Annotated in this window: 27 protein-coding genes and 1 other annotated feature; of the genes, 10 read left to right on the forward strand and 17 right to left on the reverse strand. The window is 36.3% G+C overall.

The window, feature by feature from the left end; genetic code table 11:
- Nucleotides 1-129: 129 nt before the first annotated feature.
- The 6 genes from gltC (at nt 130) to HMPREF2603_RS02690 (ending at nt 4,603) form a co-directional block, all read left to right on the forward strand.
- Nucleotides 130-1,014 (forward strand): glutamate biosynthesis transcriptional regulator GltC, encoded by an 885-nt coding sequence (gene gltC, locus HMPREF2603_RS02665; protein ID WP_070501902.1) that lies wholly within the window; start codon nt 130-132, stop codon nt 1,012-1,014.
- Nucleotides 1,015-1,212: 198 nt separating this feature from the next.
- Nucleotides 1,213-1,608: a hypothetical protein gene (locus tag HMPREF2603_RS02670; RefSeq protein ID WP_002480385.1), complete on the forward strand. Its 396-nt coding sequence runs from the start codon at nt 1,213-1,215 to the stop codon at nt 1,606-1,608.
- Between the two features lie 95 nt (nt 1,609-1,703).
- A complete protein-coding gene (locus tag HMPREF2603_RS02675) occupies nt 1,704-2,816 on the forward strand; it encodes a YibE/F family protein (RefSeq protein ID WP_002480384.1) in 1,113 nt (370 codons plus the stop codon).
- Nucleotides 2,813-3,595 (forward strand): YibE/F family protein, encoded by a 783-nt coding sequence (locus tag HMPREF2603_RS02680; protein WP_060804212.1) that lies wholly within the window; start codon nt 2,813-2,815, stop codon nt 3,593-3,595. Before HMPREF2603_RS02675 ends, HMPREF2603_RS02680 begins: the two co-directional genes overlap by 4 nt.
- Nucleotides 3,596-3,675: 80 nt before the next feature.
- Nucleotides 3,676-3,948, forward strand: a complete 273-nt coding sequence (locus tag HMPREF2603_RS02685; protein WP_002480382.1) for a hypothetical protein — start codon at nt 3,676-3,678, stop codon at nt 3,946-3,948.
- Between the two features lie 358 nt (nt 3,949-4,306).
- Nucleotides 4,307-4,603, forward strand: coding sequence for a HesB/YadR/YfhF family protein (locus tag HMPREF2603_RS02690; RefSeq protein ID WP_002480381.1), 297 nt, complete (start codon nt 4,307-4,309; stop codon nt 4,601-4,603).
- 89 nt (nt 4,604-4,692) lie between these two features.
- Here the strand turns inward: HMPREF2603_RS02690 and HMPREF2603_RS02695 are convergent, their stop codons facing one another.
- Nucleotides 4,693-5,700, reverse strand: coding sequence for a LysM peptidoglycan-binding domain-containing protein (locus tag HMPREF2603_RS02695; RefSeq protein WP_002480380.1), 1,008 nt, complete (start codon nt 5,698-5,700; stop codon nt 4,693-4,695).
- A gap of 518 nt (nt 5,701-6,218) precedes the next feature.
- Between HMPREF2603_RS02695 and HMPREF2603_RS02700 the strand changes: the two genes are divergently transcribed.
- Nucleotides 6,219-8,672: a 5'-nucleotidase C-terminal domain-containing protein gene (locus HMPREF2603_RS02700; protein ID WP_060804213.1), complete on the forward strand. Its 2,454-nt coding sequence runs from the start codon at nt 6,219-6,221 to the stop codon at nt 8,670-8,672.
- Between the two features lie 90 nt (nt 8,673-8,762).
- On the opposite strand, the gene HMPREF2603_RS02705 is transcribed toward HMPREF2603_RS02700, so the two are convergent.
- A complete protein-coding gene (locus HMPREF2603_RS02705) occupies nt 8,763-9,542 on the reverse strand; it encodes an arylamine N-acetyltransferase family protein (protein ID WP_060804214.1) in 780 nt (259 codons plus the stop codon).
- A 106-nt stretch (nt 9,543-9,648) separates the two neighbouring features.
- On the opposite strand from HMPREF2603_RS02705, the gene merB reads away from it, so the two are divergent.
- Nucleotides 9,649-10,248 carry an organomercurial lyase gene (gene merB / locus HMPREF2603_RS02710; protein ID WP_060804215.1) on the forward strand — a complete coding sequence of 200 codons (600 nt, stop codon included), beginning with the start codon at nt 9,649-9,651 and terminating at the stop codon, nt 10,246-10,248.
- A gap of 71 nt (nt 10,249-10,319) precedes the next feature.
- Here merB and HMPREF2603_RS02715 read toward each other — a convergent pair whose 3' ends face one another.
- Complete coding sequence (locus tag HMPREF2603_RS02715) at nt 10,320-11,468, reverse strand: bifunctional cystathionine gamma-lyase/homocysteine desulfhydrase (protein WP_060804216.1); 1,149 nt, start codon at nt 11,466-11,468, stop codon at nt 10,320-10,322.
- 22 nt (nt 11,469-11,490) lie between these two features.
- Nucleotides 11,491-12,390, reverse strand: a complete 900-nt coding sequence (locus tag HMPREF2603_RS02720; RefSeq protein ID WP_060804217.1) for a PLP-dependent cysteine synthase family protein — start codon at nt 12,388-12,390, stop codon at nt 11,491-11,493.
- A gap of 495 nt (nt 12,391-12,885) precedes the next feature.
- Between HMPREF2603_RS02720 and HMPREF2603_RS12975 the strand changes: the two genes are divergently transcribed.
- On the forward strand, nt 12,886-13,356 hold the full coding sequence (locus HMPREF2603_RS12975; protein WP_197408613.1) for a CPBP family intramembrane glutamic endopeptidase: 471 nt from the start codon (nt 12,886-12,888) through the stop codon (nt 13,354-13,356).
- A gap of 237 nt (nt 13,357-13,593) precedes the next feature.
- Here the strand turns inward: HMPREF2603_RS12975 and HMPREF2603_RS02730 are convergent, their stop codons facing one another.
- The 4 genes from HMPREF2603_RS02730 to HMPREF2603_RS02745 form a co-directional block, all read right to left on the reverse strand.
- The gene (locus HMPREF2603_RS02730) at nt 13,594-14,925 is read right to left on the reverse strand and encodes a sodium-dependent transporter (RefSeq protein ID WP_060804219.1); all 1,332 of its coding nucleotides are present in this window, start codon (nt 14,923-14,925) and stop codon (nt 13,594-13,596) included.
- Between the two features lie 303 nt (nt 14,926-15,228).
- Complete coding sequence (locus tag HMPREF2603_RS02735) at nt 15,229-15,792, reverse strand: TetR/AcrR family transcriptional regulator (RefSeq protein ID WP_060804220.1); 564 nt, start codon at nt 15,790-15,792, stop codon at nt 15,229-15,231.
- 281 nt (nt 15,793-16,073) lie between these two features.
- The gene (locus HMPREF2603_RS02740) at nt 16,074-16,799 is read right to left on the reverse strand and encodes an alpha/beta hydrolase (RefSeq protein ID WP_082709473.1); all 726 of its coding nucleotides are present in this window, start codon (nt 16,797-16,799) and stop codon (nt 16,074-16,076) included.
- Nucleotides 16,800-16,957: 158 nt separating this feature from the next.
- Nucleotides 16,958-17,458, reverse strand: a complete 501-nt coding sequence (locus tag HMPREF2603_RS02745) for an isoprenylcysteine carboxyl methyltransferase family protein (protein WP_023014918.1) — start codon at nt 17,456-17,458, stop codon at nt 16,958-16,960.
- A gap of 413 nt (nt 17,459-17,871) precedes the next feature.
- On the opposite strand from HMPREF2603_RS02745, the gene HMPREF2603_RS02750 reads away from it, so the two are divergent.
- Complete coding sequence (locus tag HMPREF2603_RS02750; RefSeq protein WP_002480369.1) at nt 17,872-18,489, forward strand: LysE/ArgO family amino acid transporter; 618 nt, start codon at nt 17,872-17,874, stop codon at nt 18,487-18,489.
- A gap of 190 nt (nt 18,490-18,679) precedes the next feature.
- Here HMPREF2603_RS02750 and HMPREF2603_RS02755 read toward each other — a convergent pair whose 3' ends face one another.
- The 9 genes from HMPREF2603_RS02755 to HMPREF2603_RS02795 all read right to left on the reverse strand — a co-directional run bounded on the left by HMPREF2603_RS02755 (nt 18,680) and on the right by HMPREF2603_RS02795 (nt 25,272).
- Nucleotides 18,680-19,279 (reverse strand): alpha/beta hydrolase, encoded by a 600-nt coding sequence (locus tag HMPREF2603_RS02755; RefSeq protein ID WP_031262377.1) that lies wholly within the window; start codon nt 19,277-19,279, stop codon nt 18,680-18,682.
- 39 nt (nt 19,280-19,318) lie between these two features.
- Nucleotides 19,319-20,308, reverse strand: a complete 990-nt coding sequence (locus tag HMPREF2603_RS02760) for a ring-cleaving dioxygenase (protein ID WP_060804221.1) — start codon at nt 20,306-20,308, stop codon at nt 19,319-19,321.
- A gap of 183 nt (nt 20,309-20,491) precedes the next feature.
- Nucleotides 20,492-21,040, reverse strand: a complete 549-nt coding sequence (locus HMPREF2603_RS02765; protein WP_002480366.1) for a hypothetical protein — start codon at nt 21,038-21,040, stop codon at nt 20,492-20,494.
- 166 nt (nt 21,041-21,206) lie between these two features.
- The gene (locus HMPREF2603_RS02770) at nt 21,207-22,010 is read right to left on the reverse strand and encodes a DUF4097 family beta strand repeat-containing protein (RefSeq protein ID WP_060804222.1); all 804 of its coding nucleotides are present in this window, start codon (nt 22,008-22,010) and stop codon (nt 21,207-21,209) included.
- On the reverse strand, nt 22,007-22,567 hold the full coding sequence (locus tag HMPREF2603_RS02775; protein WP_023014914.1) for an HAAS signaling domain-containing protein: 561 nt from the start codon (nt 22,565-22,567) through the stop codon (nt 22,007-22,009). The genes HMPREF2603_RS02770 and HMPREF2603_RS02775 overlap by 4 nt, the downstream gene beginning before the upstream one ends.
- Nucleotides 22,560-22,883 (reverse strand): PadR family transcriptional regulator, encoded by a 324-nt coding sequence (locus HMPREF2603_RS02780; protein WP_002480363.1) that lies wholly within the window; start codon nt 22,881-22,883, stop codon nt 22,560-22,562. Before HMPREF2603_RS02780 ends, HMPREF2603_RS02775 begins: the two co-directional genes overlap by 8 nt.
- Nucleotides 22,884-23,099: 216 nt before the next feature.
- Nucleotides 23,100-24,224: a 5-methyltetrahydropteroyltriglutamate--homocysteine S-methyltransferase gene (locus tag HMPREF2603_RS02785; protein WP_060804223.1), complete on the reverse strand. Its 1,125-nt coding sequence runs from the start codon at nt 24,222-24,224 to the stop codon at nt 23,100-23,102.
- Nucleotides 24,225-24,297: 73 nt separating this feature from the next.
- Nucleotides 24,298-24,532 (reverse strand) — a binding site (T-box leader).
- 70 nt (nt 24,533-24,602) lie between these two features.
- Nucleotides 24,603-25,073: a 2-thiouracil desulfurase family protein gene (locus tag HMPREF2603_RS02790; protein WP_060804224.1), complete on the reverse strand. Its 471-nt coding sequence runs from the start codon at nt 25,071-25,073 to the stop codon at nt 24,603-24,605.
- A gap of 16 nt (nt 25,074-25,089) precedes the next feature.
- Nucleotides 25,090-25,272, reverse strand: coding sequence for a hypothetical protein (locus tag HMPREF2603_RS02795; RefSeq protein WP_002480360.1), 183 nt, complete (start codon nt 25,270-25,272; stop codon nt 25,090-25,092).
- Nucleotides 25,273-25,279: the final 7 nt, after the last annotated feature.

Here is a 25,279-nt window from a genome sequence, read left to right on the forward strand (position 1 = left end):
TATGCGTTGTATGAATTTTCAGATTATTATCGATAACTATTATAATATAGGAGGGTATTCTTCTGTTCAATTCAAAAATTAGATGATATCATTCTAATAATTAGAACAATAAGTGTGGTGCAGAAAATCATGGAATTTAAACAACTTAAATACTTCATTGAAGTTGCTAAAAGAGAACATTTATCTGAAGCTGCTTTAGAACTGAACATTGCGCAATCAGCCATCAGTCGCCAAATTTCACAATTAGAAGAAGAGTTAAATACAAAACTATTCAGAAGAGAAGGCCGAAATATTTATTTAACCGAAGCTGGTCAACGCTTTATGACCCAAGCAACGAAAATTGTCGAACAAACTGAACAAACTTTAAATATGTTTCGACACGAACAAGAAGCTGAAGCTAAACGTATTAAAATCGGTTATGTCGAAAGCTATGTCTCACAACTCTTAACATTACTCATACAAAAATTTGAAAAAGAACATACAACAACACTCCTCCCTATGAGGCAATCAAATGAAACATTATTAAAATCAACTCTGAATCGTGATTTAGATGTAGCATTTGTTGATTTAACTTCTTTATTAAAGAAATATAATGAAATTGAAATCATACCGTTATTCGAAGATAACTATCAATTATATGTGCCAAAACAAGATCCATTAACTGCGACAGTCAATCCGCCTTTAAAACAACTGAATACACAACCGATATTTTTAATGACAGATTTACCTCAGCAACTGATACATCTTCTTGAAAACACAGCGAAATGTACTACATATCGTATTTCAACTGAACGTTTAGCAAACTATTTATTGAGACATAATCGCGGTTATGTCATTACACCACAATATATTGCTTTACCAGAAAGCGAACAGTTTGTACGTTTAAGCCTAGCGCACACAGAACTCAAACGAACGTTATGCGTAATCGTCAGAAAAGATAATCATAAACCAGAACTGACTGCTTTACTCAAAGAAATTACTACCCTGCTTTCTCATACTTCGGTTTATCATTAAAATGAACAATAATATTCTGTTCTTATTAAAACCTCTACGACATGTCGATATAATTCGGCGCACCGTAGAGGTTTCTTTGTTTGTTAATTTTGACTCTTAAATCATTTGAATTTCTATTAAACAAACGCTTCCAAAAATGACTACTTTATTATAGATTTAAAGTTATAATACAAATAAAAGATAGAAAGGAACTTTTCAATGCGTTACAAACTTAAAGAAAAAGATTTATTAGAATGTTTGAAACTTCATCATCCAGAACATGAATTTAAAGAGGGACGCTTACTCGTCGGTCAAAACAAACGTAACAATTTAGAAATTTATTATTTAGGAGAAGAAGATTTTTTCGCAGTGGTGACGGTTGATTTCTTCACTTTTGATTTCCTTGAAATAGCACTCGTAGACAAGACAAGCATTGATGAAATTTATTTGAAAGATGGTTTGCTGTATAGAAAAATGTTTGTGAAGGTCGGCGATGAAATCGTGAAATATAGTACATCTCGAATGTTGCTCACGGACTTCCAACAAGCACATTATAATAAGTTCATTGACGGACAAAAAGAACGTGTTATTTATAAAGATGGAAAGTTTTTGTAAAAATAATATATTTGAAATCATTGGCATTCTGCTTCCATTAAGCTTATAATCACGTTGTTAATATTTGATTGAGAATCTTAGAAAGGGTGACGATTATGTCATTCAAACAAAGACTGCATCAGCCGTTTTCTTGGGTGTTGATCAGCTTTGCGGTTATTTTTATCGCAAGTCTGCTATTCACATTATTTAATGCCCGTTTTTACCACATGCCTATTGGTGAAATTACAAAAATTCATCACCAAAAGTCGGTTGATGTAACGGATGAACATCATAATCAAGATACAAAATATACGGAACAGCTTAACTTCAAAGTATTAAATGGAAAGTTCGAAGGTCAAACCGGAACCATTAAGCACACTTATTATCAATCACAAGTGGACTCTGAAAAGTTTCATGTGCATAATAAAGTGCTGTTACATATTAATAAGCATCCGAATGATGCGACGATTATAGAAAAGAAACGCGATACATTAGTGGTAGCCATCACTGGTATCTTCTTACTGATAGTATTATGGGTTGGCCGCAAAGTCGGCATACAATCAATTTTATCGCTGATTATTAATAGTGGCGCTATCTTAGGCGCCATTGCGATTCACAATGCGGTACCCTCAGTCAGCCTCTTTTGGTTAATGAGTTTGGCAGTGATACTAGCAACTGTCATTACATTACTGTTAGTCACAGGTTGGCATTGGCGGACACTCATTACCGTTATCAGTACTCTATTCGGCACCTTTATTTGTGTCGGTATTGCAGAGTTGGTGATTCAAGCTACAGGCGGTTCTGGTATTAAATATGAAACAATGGATTTACTGACATTACCGCCTAAAGAAGTCTTTATGGCTTCAGTAATTGTCGGTACATTAGGTGCTGTGATGGATGTAGCAATTACTATCGCAAGCGGTATGTATGAAATCAAAGAACGTACACCTGCGATTGATTTAAAAAGATGGGCACTAGCCGGCCGACATATCGGCCAAGATATTATGGGTACGATGACTAACATCTTACTCTTCTCTTATTTAGCAGGCAGCTTGCCGATGATGTTGATCTATTTAAGAAACGCCAATACGATTACCTACACTATTTCTATGAACTGGTCATTAGAAATTGCACGTGCGCTCATTGGCGGAATTGGTATTGTGTTAACGATACCTGTCACGATTTTATTAATGGAACTCTGGGTGAAAGTAAGGGGTGAGCAAACATGAATGCGGTAGTTATTTTAGCTTTAATTCTTTTGATTTTAATGATCATCTTCGGTGGTAAGAAAGGCGCTATTTCTTACGCCATGTTATTTCTGAACTTTGTCTGTGTATTGCTTGCTTTGATTGCGATTGTATTGCAGTTACCCATTCCGATTATCGCTTTAATCTTCTGCATAGTAGTCGCAAGTTTGAACTTATTTGGTTTAAATGGCAATAATGTTAAAACACAAGCTGCCTTTTATAGTACTTGTATTACGACACTTGTTTTATTAAGCGCAATATATCTAGCCGTGGCATTCGGTCATTTACAAGGGTTTGCGGCCGAACAACAAGACGAAACCTACGTTTACTCTATGAATATCGGTATTAACTTGGTTCAGTTTATGGTCTTCACCACCTTGCTTGCGGTCATTGCGGCAGTGGTAGACCTTGCCATAACAATCAGTTCACCAATGTATGAATTAAGCGAAACGAACCCTGAATTAAATCGACGAGAATTGTTTAAGTCAGGCATGCGTATAGGCAGAGAAATTTTAGCTACTTCCGCAAATACCATTTACTTAGCATACTTTGGTGGCCAATTAACGTTATTCTTTTGGTTCTTTAAATTGAATTACTCTTTCGGCCATATCATTAACTCTAAAATATTCGCACAAGAATTTGTTTCTATCCTATTTGGAGGCATCGCGGTTGCGATGAGTATACCGATTACCGCCTGGATAACTGCTTGGCTAATCAAACGTCAAACAAAAGCTAAAGTCGTTCAGACTACACAAAACTAAGGTGAGTCAATCTATCGTCATACATTTTGCACAATGTTATAATGTGTAGGTATCTAATCAGGATAGGAGGTTTATTTTTCATGGCAAAACAACCTAAATCAAAATTACGTCGTTTATCTAATACGTTAAATATTGTCGGTTATGGTATTGAAGCTTATAATGCTTATGCCTATGATTCTAAAAATCGTAAATTATCAAGCATCGGTTTAGCGATTAACGTCACAGGAGGCATTCTTGATTTCTATACAGCATTAAAATCAGGACGCTTCCTTACAAAAGTATTCTCATTCGCTAACTTAGCAACAGTCGTTGTCACTTCTTATAACCGCTTCAAATCATTAAAATCAAAATAAATTTAAAATGAAGGCTCTATTTTATGTCACTTGGATATAAAATAGAGCCTTCATTTTTTCGATGATACAACTTATTCCACTTATTCTATTTGAAGTTCCACTGAATTAAATCGCTGTCTTTGGTAGTTATGACAACCTATTCATCCAACTTAACACACAAAGTTTCACTTTCATTCAACTAATTTGTCCAATCTATTACAACTGATTATCAATTCATTTTTTAATAGCTTTAAATACAGATTGTGCAAGACTTTTCTTCAAAAGACTGCTATAATCGGTGGTAAATAGAGATATATTTCAATAGTACTTCTGCCTATCGACACAGTTTAGTATGCAGCAACACCTAGGAGGTAACAACATGAAACTTCAAATCACTGACGAAGCATTGAAATGGTTTAGAAACGAATTAGACTTAGAGCCAGGAGATAAGGTCAACTTCTACGTACAAGCTTATGTACACACTGGTTTACATGAACATTTTACAACTGCATTCAAGATTGAACCGCATGACAAAAACGCATCTGTATCAGTTACAGTCGACCGCATCACATTCTATATCAACGATTCTGATGAATGGTTCTTCAAAGGACTAGACTTATTAGTAGATTACAACTCTGAAACAGATGAAATTGAATACAAAAGCACAAAACTATAAAATAACGAGAGGCATTGGTATAACCAGTTCCTCTCGTTTTTCATATTAAAAACCCAGAGGCCTATCCACCTCTGGGTTTAACATCCAAATTAATGAATGAAATTATAATAGCCGACTTGGCTTGCTGGAATTGTACGGTAAGTTGTGTAACCTGGGTTGCCTGTAAAGTTCATTTCAGACACCAATACACTGCCGTCACCATTAATACGTTCTACGAAAGCAACATGGCCGAAGTAACCTGCATCTGATTGTAAGATTGATCCTACTGTCGGGTTGCGGTCTACTGTGTAACCATCTGCACGTGCTGCGTTGTCCCAATTGTATGCATGCCACCAGTAAGTACTGATTGGTTTGCCGATTTGAGCACGACGGTTAAACGTATGCCATGTACATTGACCCCAGTCGTATAAATTAGAGTGATTGAAAACTGGTGAATAGTATCCACCTGTTGATGTTGATACACCTGGTGATGGCGAATTTGTATTCGCTGCAGTTGTACCTGTCACTTTTAATTTTTGACCTGGATAAATAAAGAAGTTATTCAAACCATTTAAACTCATAATGTTTTGGTAAGTTGTGCCGTATTTAGATGCGATCAATGATAATGAATCACCTGGTTGCACTGTATATACTGAACCACCTGAAACACGTGTCGTATTAGAAGTTGTCGTACTGTTAGACGCTGTACCTGACACCTTTAATACTTGTCCTGGATGAATTAAGAAACCGTTTAAACCATTTAATCGCATAATATTTTGGTAAGTTGTACCATATTTAGACGCGATTAATGATAATGAATCACCCGGTTGTACTGTATAAGTTGAACCACCTGACACAGATGATCCACCTGAAGTACGTTGACTGCTTGTATTAGCAGAACCAGCTACTTTTAAGACCTGGTTCGGGAAGATTAAGTTTGAACTTAAGTTGTTTAATGATTTAATGTTCGCAATTGACGTATTATGACGTTGAGCAATTGACCATAAAGAGTCACCAGCTTGGACTCTATAAGTCGTAGCTGCATCTGCAGCTCCAGCTGTTGCGATAGCGGAAACCGCACTTGTTCCTACAACAGCAGCAATAATTTTCTTTTGCAATGGAAATGCCTCCTGACAATAGTATATTCTCTCTTTCAGTCTTGAATCTTCTGTTCTGCCCCAACAGAAGTTCAATAACCGTTTTCTCTCTTTTCCACCTATACACTTAATTATTATACACATCATTGAGCAAGGCTATATTATTATTAGATGACATTTGTATTACAAAAGATTCTTTTAACTTTTTTAAATAGTAATGTAAGCGCTTAACTTATTGATGTAATAGCTTTGTGTAGACCTAATAATCCTGAATCTCATACTATTCGTATCTCTTCTATTTAATACATTTTTGAAAGATTACAGCCTCATAACGTATTCAAAAACCTACTTTTCAAGAAGACTTTCTATCTTTTATTATCCAATACAAAGCTTCATCATATTAATCACACAATTTGATTAAATAATTTACAAAATTAACAAAAAGACAATACCCCTCTACAACTTTCATTGATAAGATAGTGTTGTATGCATGACATGCATATATAACTTCATACGAGATATAGAAAAGGAGGCTCCTCATGCACAAGCTACTTATCAGAACCTGCTTCTTAGTTGCGATGTTGTTCATGGTATTCAGTTTCACAAGTTTCGCGGCAGAAACAACGCAACCTGAAACTAATACAACAGATGTAAAAGTCGAACAGCCGGCACCGACACCTGCATCTGACACAACAACGCAATCAACACAAGCAACACCTGAACCTGTTCAACCATCAGCTTCACCAGAACAACCTGCAGAAGATGTTGCGTCAAAGACTGATTTAAATGAACCGGCAGTGACAACAGAACAGGCACCTACAGATAAAACAACACCACCAACAACACAAACACAGACGGTTGAACCTAAAACAGAAGCAACTGTTCAATCAAATGAACCAGCGCAAAAGACAGCACCTTCAACTGAAGCTACTCCAGATACAACACCAGCTGTATCTGAACCTAAAGCAGCTGAACCGGCACCTACAACGACACAACACACGAAAATTCTTCACACGAACGATATGCATGGACGTATCTTAGAAGAAGACGGACGTGTCATCGGGATGGCTAAATTAAAAACAGTCAAACAACAAGAAAATCCTGATTTAATGTTAGATTCTGGTGATGCTTTCCAAGGCTTACCAATTTCAAACAATACGAAAGGTGCAGACATGGCAAATGCTATGAACGAAGTAGGTTACGACGCAATGGCAGTCGGTAACCATGAATTTGACTTCGGTGTTGAACAAGCACAAAAGTACAAAGAACAATTAAACTTCCCTATTCTTTCCGCAAATACATATAAAGATGGGAAGCTTATGTTTGACCCTTACACAATCGTGAACAAAAATGGGATTAACTACGGCATTATCGGTGTGACGACACCAGAAACAGCTGTCAAAACACACCCTGATAACATTAAAGGTGTCACATTTACAGAACCGATTCCTGCTGTCCAAAACATCATGAATCAAATTAAAGCTCAAACAGATATCTTTGTTATTTTATCCCACCTAGGCATTGATCCTTCAACTAAAGCAGAGTGGCGCGGAGATACACTTGCGGATACACTCGCACGTGACCGTCGTTTCTATGACAACGAAATCATCGTATTAGACGGCCATTCTCACTCAGTTATTGAAAATGGCAAAATTAATCGTAATACTTTACTAGCACAAACAGGAACAGCACTCGCTAATATCGGTAAAGTTGAATTCGATTATCAAAATGGGACTATCTCTAACTTGAATGCTTCATTAATCAACGTTAAAGATACAGCAGATGTTACACCAGACCCTGTTTTACAACAACAACTTGATGAAGCTAAAGCGAAATTCGATGCTCAAGTTTCAGAAGTCATTATTCCTAATAATACCATTCAATTCCAAGGTGAACGTGATGACGTGCGCAGACACGAAACAAACTTAGGTAACGCAATTGCGGACAGTATGGAAGCATACAGCCAAAACGGCTTTTCCCATCCTGCTGATTTCGCAGTCACAAATGGAGGCGGAATCCGTGCTTCTATCGACAAAAACCAAGATGTTACACTAGGCGATATCATTACTGTCTTACCTTTCGGCAACACGATTTCACAAATCCAAGTCAAAGGGACAGATGTCGCAAAAATGTTTGAACATAGTTTAAGCGCACCTGTTGAAAATGGACAATTAGGCGCTAACGGCGCGTTCTTGCATATTTCTAAATCAATTCGTGTTTATTACGATATTAATAAAGCGCCCGGCGAACGCGTGTTAAAAATCGAAGTATTAAACAAACAGACACAACAATTTGAAGCGTTAGATCCTAACCGTACTTACTACATGACTACAAATGACTTTACCGCTTCAGGCGGCGACGGTTACGACATGTTAGGTGGTTTACGTGAAGAAGGCGGCTCTTTAGATAAAGTCTTCTCAGATTACTTAAGAGAAGCAGACTTATCACAATACGACACTGACAAAATCAGCCGTATTATCAACGGTCAACCACCTGTGGCACAAACAGAGGAACAAGCAGATACAGAAACACAACCAGCACCAAATACAACAACACCTGCAGTACCGACACAACCAGCATTACAACCTGTCGCAAGCACACAAACAACGCAATCAACAGCTTCAACTTCAAATGTAATTCCGTTCCCTGCAGCTACAACAACAGCACAAGCAGGTACATCACAAGTTAATGCGTCACAAAACAGCTCATCAATGACAGCACATCAAACAACTACAGCACAGGTTAACTCAGCTGTGACAAACCTAGAGACAATTCAGTCTCATCTAACAACAAAAGCTTCAAATGTTTACCCATTGCATGCCAACCATGCACAACAACAAGCTAAAACAGCTTCAACTACGAAAAATGACTCAAACACTGAACAGACTTTACCGGATACAGGAAGCAATGATCTTCCAGTATGGCCAATCGGTTTAGTACTGACAGGTTTAGGTGTGGCATATATCTCACGCAAACGAGATCATGCGGCATAAAAAACACAGCACAACTTCTGATTTTTCAGAGGTTGTGCTGTTTCTTTTTCTCACTTATGATTTTACTGTTTTCATCTCATAACTGTATGACTATTCAAATGTCTGAATCGTCATTTCAGGAATTCCAAAGTACTTCTCTAAGAATGCTTGATAATTATCAGGCGTTGTATCTTGAACAGTCTTCTCACCATTGACCAATAATGTTAAATGATTTTCAGTCAACGTATTACGTCCGACTTCGGTTGCTATTGTGATCAATAAACCTTGCACAAAGATAGAATCTGGACTGGATTGGTTAAATTCAATGCCATCTTTAAAATCATCTAATTGTTTTGGCTCATTTAATACACGATAACTAGTCTGCCATTGATGATTATCATTAGACCATTTTTCAATATCATAATGTGTCTCATCGACGTGATGCACACGATAACTGCCTGTCACGTCCTGCATACTCGTTTCATCCATCGGCAACGCAAACTTCGGCATATCTCCAAAACCGACATCTACAACATACGGTACACCTTCAATTACGACTTGAAGTGACATATGCGAACCTTCACGCGCCCACCCTTTTGGACTTAACACAGTTGCAGATAATGCCTTCACTTCAAAACCTTTATATTCCAGATAATGTTTAAAGAAATAATTCATTTCATAACAAAAGCCTCCACGTTGTTCATAAACAACTTTATGCATCATCGCTTCATCTGTTAACGCAAGCGGCCAGCCATTTTGTACATTGATATTCTCAAAGGGTACATGCAGCGCATATTGTCTGATATAGGCATTTAATGTTTCTAAACTTGTATCATGGTATTGATCAGTATCTATTTCTAAATATTGTTCTAGTCTTGTAAAATCCACCATACTTTATCTTCCCTTTCTATATATTTTGTTTTATTTGTTTAATATGTTTAATAGGCGTAGAATTAATTCGAAATTATTACGATTAAAGAGAAAGGAGTCGTTTTAGATGCATTACTTTAATTTTGACGCGTTACTTACACCGCATGAACATCAACAAAGACAATCTTTAATTCGAGAGATTGTTAAACAACCGACTACTCCCCCTGCATTTACAGACGCTTATCAAACATTACTTGATAAACATGTGATTGTTGTACAAGACCACCTTATCACTTGTCTCTATCCTTTTGCGACACATCCAACTTCATTTAAAGTTCAGTTTTCAAATCATACCACTGTCTATGCGATGTGTGCGATTGATGCATTAGGCATTCATTATGCCTTGAATGAACCGATTCATATAGAAGCACAATGCGCAGAAACGAAAGAACCGATTCAAATCTCACTTAAAAACGGTCAACTTAACACTGAGAATCCAGCTATCTATGTATTATTTAAAAACTTATGTTCAGAAACACAGTGTGCAGACAGTTGTTGCCCTGAAATTCAATTTTTCATCAATAAAAACGCATTAGATCAATACTATCACACACATATCAATCAAAATATTGCGGTCGAAAATCATACAACTTATCACGCTTTACCACTTACTGAAGCCGATACGGTTGCTAAAGAGATTTTCGAAATTCGCGAAATCAATGAATAACAAATTGCTTAAATAATAAAGGTGCCTCTCCGACTTGGAAGGCACCTTTATCTATACATCTTTATATGAAATTATTTTTGTAATTGGTCTAAAGCTTGTTTTAAATCAGCGACTAAGTCTTCTGTATCTTCAATACCAACAGATAAACGGATTAAACCGTCTTCAATACCTTCTTTTTCACGCACTTCTTTTGGAATAGAAGCGTGTGTCATTAGAGCAGGTACTGAAATTAAACTTTCCACTGCACCTAAGCTTTCAGCTAATGTGAAGTATTCTGTTTCACGAATCACTGCCTTTGCGGCATCAATATCAGAAACTACAAATGACACAACACCTGTATGACCTGATGCTTGGTTTTCATGTACATCGTGATTTGGATGACTTTCTAAGCTTGGATGATATACTTTTTGAACATTAGGGTGTTCCGCAAGCATTTTCGCAACTGCCACTGCACTACGGCTGACTTGTTCCATACGTAAACCTAATGTTTTAATACCACGAATTAATAAATAACTGTCTTGTGGTCCAAGCACACCGCCTGTTGAGTTTTGAATGAAGCCAAGACGTTCAGCTAAAACTTCATCGCTTGTTGCGAGTAAACCACCGATAACATCACTGTGGCCACCGATATATTTAGAAGCAGAATGTAAGACAATGTCTGCACCTAGTTTTAATGGATTTTGGAAATAAGGAGACATGAATGTATTATCCACTACAGAAATCAAATCATGCTTTTTCGCAATTTCTGCTGAAGCTTTAATATCCGTCACACGTAATAATGGGTTAGATGGTGTTTCAACCATTAACATTTTTGTTTCTGGTTTAATCGCTGCTTCAATTTTTTCAACTTCTGTTGTATCTACAAAGTCCGCATCAATACCGAAGCGATTGAACACTTTTGTCAACACTCGGAATGTACCGCCGTAGACATCAGAATTCACAACGATGTGATCACCTTTATCTAATAACATGATAACTGCAGACATCGCGGCTACACCTGAGCCGAATGCGAAACCAAAATGTCCATATTCTATATCTGCAATCGCACTTTCTAGGGCAGCACGTGTTGGATTACCGCTACGTGAATATTCATAACCCTCACGCAAATCCCCGATATCATCTTGTAAATAAGTGCTTGTTTGATAAATCGGTGTCGTTACCGCACCTGTATAATCATCTGTTGTATGGCCGCCATGTACCATTTGTGTTTTCTTATTCATAAATCTTTAACTCCTTTACGCCTTATTTTTTTCCCGAATAATTAAAAATCGATTTAGACATATAACGATCACTGCCGTCTGGGAAGACTGTGACAATCGTTCCTTTGTCTATACGTGCTTTAATTTCTAATGCACCTTGTAATGCAGCACCTGAGGAACTGCCTACTAACAGTCCTTCTTGTAGCGCAAGTTGTTTTACATTATGAAAGGCATCTTCATCTGTAATAGTTAAAATGTCCGTTACTAAACCTTTATCTAAGAAGCCCGGCCATTTTTCAGAACCGATACCTTCTGTGTCATGCAGGCGTTTTTTACCACCGTTTAACACTGACCCGACAGGTTCAACAATGACATTTTTAACACCGTGTTGTGCTAATACTTCGGCAGTTCCTGTAAATGTTCCGCCTGAACCGACACCTGCCACAAAGTAATCTACTTCCGGCAATTCTTTTAAGATTTCTTGTGCCATCGTATCTCGATACGCACCTGGATTATCTTCTGACTCAAACTGATTCGTATAATACGCACCATGTTCAGCCGCATAATCACGTGCCGCTTGTTGCGCACCTAACATACCGCCATTTTGCGGTGTACGAATCACTTTTGCGCCTAATGCTTCCATAATTGAAATCTTTTCTGCCGCAAAACCGATCGGCGCATAAATCACACATTGTAAACCATAGTGGTTCGCCGCAATTGTTAAGCCAATACCCGTATTGCCTGCTGAGGCTTCCACTATTGTGTCACCGCGCTTAATTCGTCCACGTTCCATTGCTTGTTCAATTAAATATTTGCCTAAGCGGTCTTTTACACTGCCGCCAGGGTTGAATTGTTCTAGTTTTGCATAAATTGATACTTTATCATCACTGAACGACTCTAATTTAACCAAAGGTGTATTGCCGATTAAATCAAATCCAATCATAGATGTCCTCCCCGTGTAATGCATGATGACAGGCCCGACTCCTGTTTCCCATCATTCATTCCCATTATTCCTATCTTACTGGTATGAATTATAGCGTAATGCAGTTGTAAATGCAATTTTCTCTTAAAGTGTAACTTAAAAATATTGATGTAACTTCATTGTGTCTATTCACAAATAATCAAAATAAAATTAAAAGTTAGGAGAGGATGCAACGTGCTTCACACGCACAATACTTTTAAAAACTTCATACAAACTATTTTTCTAGCAATTAAATGGATTATCATATCAATACTACTCATGAGTGCTTTTATGTATAGCTTATTATTTGCGACTGATCACTTTGAAAATCCGATAACACTATGTGTACTTTATATTATTATTCCGATACTCGTTTTATTCGTTTATCAGTATTATTTGAAAATATGTCATATACCTTCTTTATTCAACCCCAAATACGTTCAATCAACAAAATTAGGTTGATCTATCAAATTTCCCTTGATTACTGTTTCCTATTTTTCCACAAGTATTCTAAGTAGACTTGTTTACACAGGCGAGTCAGAGAATCAAAAGATTTTAAAAGAGAAAGCTGTTGATTTTCCTTCTTCATTTCTTGGTACTAGTTTTAATGCACCTATCATAGAAGAAGTAATATTTAGAGGTATGCTTTTTATCATTATTTTAACCGCCACTTCTTTTCTGTTTAACGAAACTAACCGCAAATCCATGTTTTTGAGAATGGCAATTTATGTAACACTTTCTACAATCATTTTCGGCTTTCTTCATGTGGTAGTCTCAGGCGATTACCAGCATGTTTTCCCTTATTTAGTTCCAGGATTCATTTACAGTATCGTTTTTGCATTAACTAGAGATATCAAAATCACTATCTTACTGCACACACTTAATAATTCTAGCGTTCACCTCTATGAATATGGCTATGAACAGATGTTGTTATTAATATCTTGTTAGTTTTAACTGCACTTATAGGGTTACTTGTCTATCTTAAACCTGATGACTTTAAACAGTTGCGTCATAAGTGGGAGCATCACCAATATATAAAGCTAAAGCGTAAATTCAATAAGGTGGAGACTCCATAAAACTTACTGGATACATTCTCAAATTAAGTTAGATATTGAGGTTAAATAGTAAAAAATTCCCGTTGCATACATGATGCAACGGGAATTTTCTTTTGTGATTCATTTTATTTTAATTAAAGAATTGGATGACGAAAACTAAGAGTATTACCACAGGCAAGACATATTTAACTAAGTAATACCAAGGCATAAAGATTTTCAAACGATCATTACCAAATACTGATTTCAGGTCTTCTTTTTTCAATAATTGACCGACAAATAAAGTCGTCGCAAGTGCGCCTAAAGGCATTAAAATATTAGAAACTAAAAAGTCCATATTGTCGAAAATCGTACCCGCTAAAAAGTGTATATGACTTAATGTACTAAATGATAAAGTTGCTGGGATACTGATAATAAAGACTAATATACTGCCGATTAACGCTACTTTACCACGTTTACGGTTGTCATTCTTAGTAAAGTTAGACACATTCAATTCCAGTAATGAAATGGATGATGTTAACGCTGCGAATAAGAATAAAATCAAGAAGATGAAATAAAATCCTGGACCAAAGCTCATTTTCTCAAATACATGCGGCAGTACTTTAAAGAGTAAGCCAGGACCTTCTTCTGGTTTATAACCAAACGCATTGATCGCAGGGAAGATCGCTAAACCTGCAAGTAATGCCACAATAATATTCATAATTACAATGGATAACGCAGAAGTTTTAATCGTCATTTCTTTAGGGGCATAACTTGCGTACGTAATCATCCCTGTCGTTCCTAATGAGAGGGCGAAGAATGATTGGCCAAGCGCAAAGAGAATACCTTCCATAGATAACTCTTCCATACGTGGTTCTAATAAGAAACGTACACCTTCAGAAGCACCTTCCAATGAGAGTGAACGTACCACAATTAATATTAAAAAGATGAACAGCAAAGGCATCATAACTTTAGATGCTTTCTCAAGCCCATGCTCAACACCTAACATAACAATTACCATCGTCACTAAGATAAAAGAACCTTGTCCTAACATGGTATAAAGCGGACTTGAGATGACTTGTTCAAATTGAATACTGCCAAGTGTCCCGTCTCTTAGTCCTATTATCTGCATCGCAACTTGTGCGATATAAATCATAATCCAACCACCAACAACGCTATAGAAACCAAATAAGACAAAGACAGCGAGGTTACCGCTCCAGCCGATAACATTTGTCCATTTCTTATTTGATAATTTACCGAAAATAGCGGTTGTATAAGTTCTTCCAAGCTTACCGATTGTAAATTCCATAATGAGTAACGGCAAGCCTATAAAAATTGTAAATATTAAAAACATAAGTAGAAACGCACCGCCGCCATAGATACCAGCCATATATGGGAATTTCCACATGGCCCCTAATCCGATGGCCGAACCTGCGCTTGCTAAAATAAAACCGGTTGAGGTTTTCCACTGTGATTGTTTCGACACGCTGCTCATCCTTTTCTGTTATTTTCAGGCTAAAAACTAATTTACTTTAAAGCGTTAAAGCGTTCATGTAAGTAAGTATACTATAACACAAATATAGCAATCCCTCAACTAGCAATTAAACAGAATATCTTGTTGTAACCTTGTCATCATAGGCTTTCTCATATATTTTTGATTTTTTCTACCCCGTATCTCTTAAAGCTGCTTAACATTGCTTATGCATTCATTTTCAACTCAAAATGGCATAAAAAAAGATTACCCTTTTAGATAATCTCATCTTGCTTTAAAGTTACGATCAATATGCACTTATTCTAATTCCAGCAAAGCGTTTAATGTTGCTTCAACATCTTTTTCCATAGTATATCTGCGATAACTTAATTCATCAAAGTAATTAACGAAAGTTGTTCTAATAAAGCCGCTTTCCATAATACCTAACATTAAATCTTTAAACTCTCTGATAGGCATTGAAATGTCATTTACCTCGTAATAAAGTTCTAAAATACGATTCAATTTACTATGCAGTGTAGCAATACCTTGATACAGTTGTTCTTTAAACTCATTTGGTGCTTGGTTAAATTGTATATACATACGTAAATAACTGATGTTAGGTTTAAAAACCATATCTATGATAAATTGACGTAAGTTTTCTAAAGTACGTTGCGATATATTTTCTTGTAAGTCTAAGATTCTATTAAAATATTGGATAATTCTATTTGAACATGCTTCATAAATATTAGCTTTGCTTGGGAAATAATAGTATAAGCTCGCTTTTTTTATAGATACACTGTTGGCTATTTCTTCTAAAGTACAACCATAGTATCCTTTTTTCGCAAATAGCTCAATCGCGTTGTTGACTATTTCGTTTTTCATAACGAAATCCCTCCAATTCATCTTTCTCTTTCTCTTCTTCTTGGGTGGAAATATCTATTTTTCAGGGTAATTAGTTTTTGTTTGTTGATTTACAATCGAATACTCTATATTTAACTATCACAGTCAACACACGGTTCGAGTGTTCGTAGAAAATTTAATAGTAAAAGTACTCTTATGGCCATCTTATCATATACGAACACTCTGAAAAAAACATTATCTTGTATGATTTTACGCTACTTTCGTTGTTAAGTAAAACGGTTTCACAAAAATTCATTTTAATCTTACATAAAATTAATGATTTTTTCTATGATTTTTTGTTTCTCTGTGCTTCTTGTCATTAAATGTCCTGAATCCTCAAAACATCCAGTTTCAATATCCGATGCATGAACCAACTTTTTAGCGATGCTATCTACACTTTCCTTATACGAAACATCATCTTTTCCACCGTATAATAACAGCGTCGGTGCTTTGATTCTGCCAAGCTCATTCATGGTTTGATTCACAAACGCTTCAAAATGGGCGGCACCCTCTTGATAAGCAGGCACATATGCCATTTCTTCTGCTTGTTCCTCTTCAGTACAACCAATATAGTATTGTAGTCGTGTACCATAATGGTTCAATCTGCTTAACACACCTTCTGCAGATTTATGATAAGGCACTGACATCCCAATCACACGATCTACGTCAAATTGTTCAGCTATTTTTAATGCAAAAATACCACCTAACGACACGCCAAGAACAGTGATTTTACGGTATCCCTTTGCATGTAGAAAACCATAAGCCGCTTCTGCATCTTCCCACCAATCTCTAATATCATATTGTACGAACTCAGAAACAGGCAGACCATGCCCCCTATAACAAGGCGCATAACAGGTATAATCCTCTTTATGTAATGCTTCTGCTACTTCTTTGACATCTTGTACAGTCCCAGTAAAAGAATGCAACAACAACACCGCTTCATCTCCCCCTTCCAAAAAGAGATGTTTCGGTGCTTTCACCTTCAACATACTTACTCACCTCCAACACATTCGTATTAATTCTATTATAGGTTCTCTTTCCTCCTTATTTCCACCTTCAATTAAACGCCATTAAATATTGTAAAACTCTTAACAAAAAAGACTAAGAACGTTTAAAATTTGTTCTTAGTCTTACACCGTTATGTTATTTATTTAAGATGTGCCATCGCGCTTTCTTCTTGTTGAATACGTACATATAGTGAAACTGCATACGGAATAAGCAGTACACTTACTGGATAAGCTTGTGTTAATAAAATCACACCGATTAATTCAGGAATAATATTTAAGAAGTAATTGGGATGTTTAACGAATTTAAAGAGCCCTGATTTTACAATATGATGTTCTTTAAGTATGTAGACCTTCAACGTCCAAATTGGACCTAGTGTACGAATGACCCAAAACAACATCACATAACTGACGATCAGTAATACGAGGCCAATTTGTGATACTACATTAAATGCGGGTTGAGCGATTGTCGCATAAACAAAGCTGACCACATAAATTAAAATATGTAATAACGCAAGATATTTTGAGTTCTTTGCGCCATATTGCACTGCACCTTGCGCAATCAATTCACGCTCATGACGAATAGAGATGGATAAAGAGTATAAGCGAATAATAAAGAATAAACCTAGAATCATTAAAACCATAAAAAGCGTAACCTGCCTTTTCTCAAAGAATTAAAAAATCCGAATTTTGAACGATAGCCAAAATCCGGATATCCAACGAATAAGGATAATTGGTTTCATATAGCGGTCAACTAATGAAAATCCATAGAAAATAATTACTTAATTTCCTATTTTCAGTGTAGCGTTTTGTATCTGCATACACCATAAACCAAAGTTTAATAAATTCTTAATTCGAGTTAACAAAATAGATTACAAACGAATGAGACACTGAATTATATACCTATCTTATTCATCTTTTTGTTATGCGTTGTTCACCGTTTAGTTTTTGTATATACTACAAATTAACTAACATACATACAATCCCTCTTTATGTACACGCTTAGCCCAATCACAAAATCAAAGAGACATTGTATAGAGAAAGTGGGCAGTCATTTATGTTACAAGCGATACTTCATGGTGTTTTGTTAGCGTTAGGTCTGATTTTGCCTTTAGGCGCACAAAATGTCTTTGTGTTTAATCAAGGTGCGAATCAGAAAAAATTGACGCATGCTTTACCTGTCATCCTCACTGCAGGATTTTGTGACACATTTTTAATTGTAGTCGCAATACTCGGAGTGTCTTTGATTTTAATGTCTATGCCGACGTTACAATTAGTGATCTATATCATCGGTTTTGTATTCTTAATCTATATGGCTTGGTCACTTTGGAAAGAAAAGCCTTCTAATATTGATGAAATTGAACCGATGAGTCCTAAGAAACAAATTCTATTTGCGCTCTCTGTTTCCTTACTTAACCCACACGCTATTATGGATACAGTCGGTGTCATTGGGACAAGTGCCTCAATCTATGAAGGGGATGACAAATTGGCCTTTTCTATCGCCACCATCTCCATTTCTTGGATTTGGTTTATCTTCTTGGCAGTTTTAGGACGTATAGTCGGCACTGTCGATAAGTCTGGCAAATTCATTTTAATTCTTAACAAAGTATCCAGCGTTATCGTTTTTTTGGTCGCGTTGATTATATTAAAGAATATTCTCGCTTTAATACTCTGAATTTAAAAAGATCTATCCGTATTAATTTAGCTTCTGTGTCTGCAGAAGCTTTTTATTATACTTTCACATATTAAAAAGCACTCAGCACTTTTTGAATTTTAGTCAAAAAGCCTGAGTGCTTGATTACGGGGTTTGATTGAATTGGTCTGGAGGTCCTTCAATCACGTGTCTATTAAGCTATTATTTAAGTTTATTGTTCGTTCACAACTTTCACTGCTTCATTAAGTGACTCTTCAGTAATGCCGTGTGATTGTGTCCAATGTGTTGTAACATTCGCACCTGAACGTTGGAATAAATCAATTAAACGTTCACTTTCAGATACAGGTACGATAGGGTCATGCGTACCCATTGAAAGATAGATGTCTGTGCCACTTAAATCTTTCACATGGTCAATGTGTGTTGGATAAAGCCCTGCGAATAATAATGCTTTCGCAAATTTAGTTTCCTCACGTAATAGTAAGTTAATCGCAATGTTCGTACCATTTGAGAAACCAACTAAGATTGCATTTTCTAAATCAAAGTCATATTCTTTTGCGGCTGCTTGTAAGAACTCATATAATTCTGTGCCGCGTTCTTCTAAGTCTTTCCAATCATATTGACCTTCACCATGACGTTTGAAGAAACGTGTCATACCATTTTCATCCACATTTCCTTTCACACCTAACATGTTATAGTTTGGGTTCAAACGTAATGCGAGCGGGAATAAATCAGATTCGTCTCCACCTGTTCCGTGTAATAAGATGAATGTAGGTTGATCTGAACTTTGACCTTTTCTAAAAATGTGCTTCATTGTATCTAAAGCCATGATACCTGCCTCCTTAGTGATAAATTATTGATTTGTACGGCCTGGTTGGTTGTGGCGCGTTGTTTCAATATGACGTACTTGTGCTTCGATTTGTTCTCTTTTTGGTTCCAAGAATGGTGGTAATGATAAGATTTCACCTACTGTTTCGTATGGTTCATCTCCCATGAAACCTGGACCATCTGTCGCAATTTCAATTAAGATACCTGGATAGAATTTAGAATAAAGCGATTTGAAGAAGTAACGTTCTACAAATCCAGAGTTGCCGATTTGATATTTATTCAAACGGTCAATCCAGACATCTAATTCATCTTTATCAGCCACACGGAACGCAGTGTGATGGATTGTACCATAACCTTGCATACCTGGGTTGCCGCCAAGTTTACGTACGATAACTTGTCCGCCGTTACCGCCTTTTCCTGTTTCGAATAAGTGATAGTCGCCTTCGGATTCAACTTCTTTATAGCCGTATACCTCTTCGAAAATTTGTTTGAATGGATCGAAACGGCTCACGTTTAATTCGATAGGTCCTAAACCGACAATCGCATATTCTTCTGGTACTGGCGCATTTTTCCAAGCAACACCTGGTTCTACACTGTCTGCTGAATCTGATTCATCAGAAATTAATGTGTAAAGTTGGCCATCAAAATCTTCAAAACGTAAGATTTTTTTACCAAATAGTTCTGTTGGCGCTTCATGTTTCACGTCAAACTCACTTAAACGGTCATTCCAAAATTCAATCGTCGCATCTGATGGTACACGTAATGTAATACGTGCAATTTCATCTGTTCCATGTGTACCTTTAGGAATTCCAGGGAAATCGAAGAATGTGACATCTGTTCCTGCATTCCCTTCATCATCCGCAAAGAATAAATGATACGTTTGGATATCATCTTGGTTTACTGTTTTTTTCACTAATCTTAGACCTAATACGTCTGTAAAGAAATCATATATTTTAATCGCATCACTTGTAATCGCAGTGACATGGTGCATACCTTTTAAGTTGTTGTTGTTCATTTATTTCATCTCCTTATCTTTGAATAACTTCCCTTTTCTACTCTTTTCTATCTTATAATGAGGACGTTGTTCTTCTGATATACTTATTATACTTCATATAATAATACTACTTTAGGAATAATGCAAGTATTTATGCTCATACATAAAAAAAGACCCCAAACTTGATATTTTGGAGCCCATTCACTATTGGTTAATCGCAGATTTTTGAACAAACTGCAATTCATAGATTGGATTTTCATCTAATTGATTGAAACTATCGATTTTACCGAATAACTCTATATGCTGTGTTTTACGGCTTAAGTTGTGTTTGAAGTTTATATCTACTTTTAAAGCTGCTTCATAGCCATTCTGTTGAATCGTTTCTTCTAATTCATGAAAGACACCTTCATTAATAGGCACAAGATAATACTCTTTACTTGGTAAAATACTGACATATTTCCTTTGAAGTACTTCTTCTTTACCCATGTGTGTGATAGTGACTATCACTTCTTTTGCGGCACCGCCGCCTAAGTTATACAGCTTTAAAAAGCGATTGCTATCTTGGTTTGCTGCGCTGATATTAAATAACTTCAATCGATCATTTTTACTTGTCTGCAGTAAAATTTGATTAAAACCAATGGCTGGCGTAAATGAAATACGCAGTTGATAGAGTTGAATCGATACAGACACTAAATAGAACAAAGCCATAATAAATGTCCCGATAGATCCAATGGCTGATAACAGATTAATCATATATTTCTCCTTTCTTTCATTTTCGCAAAAGACATTCTAACGTATACACAAACGAGAAAAAAGTAATTAAACTTATATACGAAAATAAATTTAAAAATATTAATTTTATCAATATAAAGAAGCACCTAGACAGAACTTCTCTGCTTAGGTGCTCATAGTGATAACTTTAATTAATTTCTACTGTACCTGTATCTGATTCTAATTCAATTGTGTGCGAAGCATTGCCATAACGTTTTGCTTTTAAAGCAGGTTGATGAATATCCATATCTACATCTTCTTTATGAATAACCTTAGTATTTTTAGGTGGTTCTGCATAATCTACCTCAATATCACCTGTGTCTGATTGTACTTGGAGATTCACATCGCCTTTGATACCTTTGACTTCAGTATCGCCAGTATCATTTCCAATTCTCATATTTTTGAAAAGTGTTTGCGTGATTTCAATATCACCTGTATCACTTGTTAAATCTACTTTATTAAGATTAGCTGCTTTTAACACTAACTCTCCTGTATCCAATTGCGCTTCTAAATGATTCGCTTTTAAACCTTCAATTGTCATGTCTCCTGTATCATTGTAAATTGTCACATCTGACAATTGACGTTCAGGTACTGTAATTGTGATAGTACTGTTTGTAATATTTCCAAATGTAAAATTGATCGTAGGGTTTGGAAGTTTTGATTCAACTGCTAATGTATCACCTTTGATAGTACTGTTAATTTTTGTTTTTCCTTTAATACCACCTTCCCCCTTAACATGGAAGTGGTCACCTTTTTTAATGATGACGTTTGATGTATCCGTATTGATTTTCAAGTTTTTTATTTTCGCATCTTCATGCTTATAGTCTTTTGTGTAATGAATTGGATTATCAGCTTTTTTAAGTTGTTTTTTTCCTTCTACATAGCCCGCAATTCCGAAACCGACTGTAATCACTAAGCCTATACTAAAGATAATCAACAATGCTTTTTTCATGATTGCGCACTTCCTTTCACAACTTTAATATTCCAACGTAAATATTTCATAAAGAGAACGAAGCTCCATTTATAAGCAAGGTACGTTACTGTAAATAACATCAATCCGATTCCAAAGCATGTAAATGAAACATAGATATCTAGAGGAATAATTTCTCCAAATCCATCTATCATGCCTTTGACCAGTAAGAATATAGGTGCAGCTAGAAAAGTAAGCGTCGCCACACCTAAAGATAAAAGCACACCGAACCATGTCGCAATTACAATGGTAATAACGAAGAAGTTTAAAATACTTAATCCCATAACCGCTAACACAGCATTCGTGACATTGCCGGCATTGCGAGAAGATTCTGCTTTATCTACCGCCGCATTCGCACTCATTTCACGCCCGATGTCTTTCGGATTACCTAATTCCCGGGAAATTTCTTCTTCAGTTTTTCCTGCTTCTTTACCACTGATGAAGTGTGTTTCATACTCGTTTAAAATATCTTGGCGTTCTTCCGGTGAAACGCGCGTTAAATAACGATTTAATAACTGTAAGTATTCTTGTTTACTCATCTCTCTCACTCTCCTCAATAAATAAATCTACAGCTTCTGTAAAGGCCTTCCATTCTTCAAGTAGTGCTTCTAAACGTTCATGACCTTCTTCGGTAATTCGGTAATACTTGCGTGCTGGTCCTTCTGTCGACGGTTTAAAATAAGTTGTTAAATAACCTTCCTTAACTAAACGGCGCATTAAAGGATAGACGGTACCTTCTGCGATTGTGATACGCGGTGTTATCTTTTGTACAAGTGAATAGCCATACTGATCTTCACCTTGAATAATAAGCAAGACTAAAAATTCAAGTGCGCCTTTCTTAAATTGTATATTCATAGCAAACCTCCAACACATTATTCAGTACTGTTTAATGTTTAATAGTAGTTCACTTATAATATACCCCTTACTATTAAATAATACAAGGTAGTGATTAAAAATCTTTGTCAGCTTGGTGACTTTTGTGAAGTTAACTTAAAGAAATGAATAAAAAAAGATGAATTCCACCTTCTGTAGTGAAATTCATCTTCTATCATTCATTAATGTATTGATGATTTAGCCTTTTACTTTTTCAGGCCATACTTCTTCCGCAATACTTTTGACTAAACGAATTTTAGCCCATTGTTGTGCTTCAGTTAAGTTATTACCTTCTTCTGTTGATGCGAAGCCGCATTGCGTACTTAAAGCTAAACGATCTAACGGGATATATTGTGACGCTTCTTTAATACGTTTTATGACTTCATCTATATCTTCTAATTCACCATCTTTAGAAGTAATGAGACCTAATACGACTTGTTTATCATCTGATACGTATTGAAGCGGTTCAAATCCACCTGAACGATCACTATCGTATTCTAAAAGATAAGCATCTACATTTTCTTGGTCGAACAACGGTGTTGCGACACTGTCATATGCGCCTGATGCGAACCATGTGGAACGGTAATTACCGCGACAAATATGAGTTTGAACACGCAAGTCTTTAGGTAAACGTTCAATTGCGCGGTTATTCACGTCTTTGAATAATTGTTTTAAGCGTTCTTTTTCTTGTTGGTCACCGTTTTTACCGTTAATTTCAGTTTGGTCTCCGACTAAACGCCCCCATGTTGTATCGTCAAATTGAATCGTTTTGAGACCCGCTTCATATAAATCTTCAATCACTGTTTGATATGCATCCGCAATGGCATCAATTAATGCGTCATCTGTTTCGTAATATTTGCGTGTTGCTTCAATATTTTCTTTTCGTGTCAGCTCTGAGAAGAGTCTGGCAGGTGCTGGTACAGTTTGACGTGCCTCGATACCTTCTGGTGTATGAGCTAATAAGAATTTGAAGTCTGCCACAAACGGATGATTGTCTCCTGAAATCGGGCCTGATAAACGTGCTGTTTCAATACGAGATTGAACCGCATCGAACTCAAATCCGCCTTCATCTTTGACTGTTTCTACACCATTCAATCCCCAGAAGAAATCTAAATGCCACCAACTTCTACGAAATTCTCCATCTGTAATTGATTTCAAACCATTCTCTACTTGCTTCTCAATCAATGTTTTAATCTCACGGTCTTCTACTTCTCTTAAGGCAGCTTGACCGATTTCTCCTTTTTCGAACGCTGCACGCGCTTCTTTTAATGCCTCTGGTCTTAAGAAACTTCCTACAATATCATAACGTAATAATTCACTCATCTTAACTTCTCCCTATGTTTATGTTCTTATTTCAAATAATAAAAAAGCCCCCATAAAGCCTATACTAAAGCTTTACAGGGGCGTAGAATTCGATTCTGCGCGGTACCACCCAGTTTCAAGAAGTCCATACTTCTCCTCAACAGTACTATCATACTCGAGCAGTGGTAACGTTTGCTAACACGTGCCAACTTAACGATTCAGCTGACAGATTCAGAGTCCATTTTCGATATTGTCGAATTACTTTTTCACACCAACCAAAAGCTCTCTGTTAATTCTTCAATATGTACTTTACTCATCATAATCAATTAATATTATTTGAATTAATCCTAGTCTATAGTTAAAAGAATATTCTGTCAATAAGAAAATTCACACTAAAATTTAAATCGACGTGAAATCTAATTTTTCTTTCCAGTTTAATTCATTCATAATTGTAATTCCATGCTGTATTAATAACGCTGTACAGACACCCTCGCCTGATTTCAAGTCACCACTGAATGTCCCATCATAAATCTCAGAGGTTCCACAAGAAGGACTTTTCGACTTTAGAATCATTGCCGTACATTGATGTGCTTGTAGCAATTCCAATGTCTTTAATGCACCTTCTTTAAATGCCTCCGTAACATCTTCACCTGTCGTCGCAATGACTTTAGCACGACCTGACCACACATCAAAACCATCCCCGCCAACAATTTCAGCTGCTAGTCTCGGTGTAGTCAAACCGCCTAATACTTCAGGACATAGCGCTATCGCTTTATCCTCTTGAACAAGTTGGCGTAATGTATCATTCAATTTATGACTGCCGTCGTAACGTACATTCTCTCCAATTAAACACGCACTGATTGCGATCATGAACTTCTCTTCTTTCTTACTTTTCTTCTAGCCAATCTTTAATCACTTCCAATGGAACCATTTGTCTGATTGTTGCCTCAATATCATGAATTTGGGCTTTTCTTCCCATACTGCTAGCCATATTCATTGGTTCATAATTCTCCCATTGTTCCAGCTCTTGCATTTTCTCTCTGATTTGTTGTTTAGCGAATGTTGTCATTTTATTT

Origin of the sequence: Staphylococcus sp. HMSC055C03 (assembly GCF_001809385.1) — a bacterium.
Taxonomy (GTDB): Bacteria; Bacillota; Bacilli; order Staphylococcales; family Staphylococcaceae; genus Staphylococcus; species Staphylococcus simulans.